1 protein-coding gene is annotated in these 1,437 nt (G+C 64.6%); it reads left to right on the plus strand.

Annotation, left to right across the window (positions count from 1 at the left end; genetic code table 11):
* Positions 1–274: 274 nt before the first annotated feature.
* Complete coding sequence (locus A5740_RS23740; protein WP_076198170.1) at positions 275–1,429, plus strand: IS30 family transposase; 1,155 nt, start codon at positions 275–277, stop codon at positions 1,427–1,429.
* Positions 1,430–1,437 lie beyond the last annotated feature (8 nt).

A 1,437-nucleotide genomic window follows, 5' to 3' on the forward strand; every position in this document is an offset into this window, starting at 1 on the left:
CCTCAGACTCAAGTGGTCGCTGCGATACCTGATTCGTTGAGGGGTGTTGCAGATGGGGTTTCGCAAGCATGGCAGCAAAGATGTTCCAGAGTCTGCGCGTGAGGTGTTCCTGGAGGCGGTGAAGTCGGGGCTGTCGCAGTGTGCGGCGGCCACCTTGGCCGGGGTGTCGCACCAGACCGGCTCGAGATGGGCCAGGTCAGCTGGGATCATTGCTGATCTGAGACATTGCGGTACCCGGTATCCAGCGGCGGTGCGCGAAGCGTTTTGGGCCGCGATGAAATCGGGGGCCTCGGTGGTGGAGGCATCGATGATCGCCGGCGTGTCGGAAAACACCGGTCAGGTCTGGGTGAAACAGGCTGGGTACGTGCCCAGGACCCCTGCTCTTGCCATCGTGGAGATCGACCGATCACCGCGGCCGCGTGCGCCGTTGACGTTCGTCGAGCGCTGCCGACTCGAAGACCTCCTCGAACAGGGGTATACGCAGGTTGAGGCGGCCCAGAAGGTGGGGCGCCACCGCGACACGATCCGCCGCGAGATCGTCAAGGGGCTGACCGGGTCGGGGTATCGAGCCAGGGTCGGGCAGGACAAGGCCGATGAGAACCGCCGCCGTCCCAAAACACGCAAGCTCGAGGACAGACCGGTGCTGTTGGCCGAGGTCGTGGCACGCTTGGAAAAGCGGCACAGTCCCGAGCAGATCGCCGAACGACTGCGCCAAGACTTCCCCGACGATCCGGAGATGTGGGTGTCACACGAGACGATCTACCAGGCCCTCTACGTCCAACCACGCGGGGAGTTGGCCCGGCTGGTCAAGACCGCGTTGCGCACCGGGCGTGCACAACGGAAACCGCAGGGCCGCAACAGTATTAGCGACCGCGGCAAGATCAAAGACATGATCAATATCAGCGATCGCCCCAAGGAAGCCGATGACCGGGCGATCCCCGGCCACTGGGAAGGGGACTTGATCCTGGGCAGCACCGCCTCGGGTTCGGCGATCGGCACCATGGTGGAGCGGACCACCGGATTCGTGGTCTTGCTGCACCTGCCCGGCGATCGCACCGCCGCCACCCTCGCCGACGCCATGAGCGTCAAGCTCCCCGACATCCCTGAGGTCCTGCGTCGCTCGCTGACCTGGGACCAGGGCAAGGAAATGGCGTTGCACACCAAGATCACCGAGGCTACCGGGCTGCCGATCTACTTCTGCGATCCCCACAGCCCCTGGCAGCGCGGCACCAACGAGAACACCAACGGTCTGTTGCGCCAGTACTTCCCCAAGGGCACCGACCTGTCGTTCTACGGGCCGGGCTGGCTCGACGAGGTCGCCGCCGAACTCAACGCCCGACCCCGCAAACGACTCAAATGGCGCACCCCCGCCGAAGAACTCGACCGACTACTGTCAGACCCGTCCACATTCACCGCAGCGACCGCCTGAATCCAAGG

This window comes from Mycobacterium sp. GA-1841 (assembly GCF_001954135.1).
Lineage (GTDB): Bacteria > Actinomycetota > Actinomycetes > Mycobacteriales > Mycobacteriaceae > Mycobacterium.

Bases quoted from the DNA above. Each gene is read 5' to 3' on its own strand.
- A5740_RS23740 (WP_076198170.1), top strand. From the start codon at position 275: ATGAAATCGGGGGCCTCGGTGGTGGAGGCATCGATGATCGCCGGCGTG.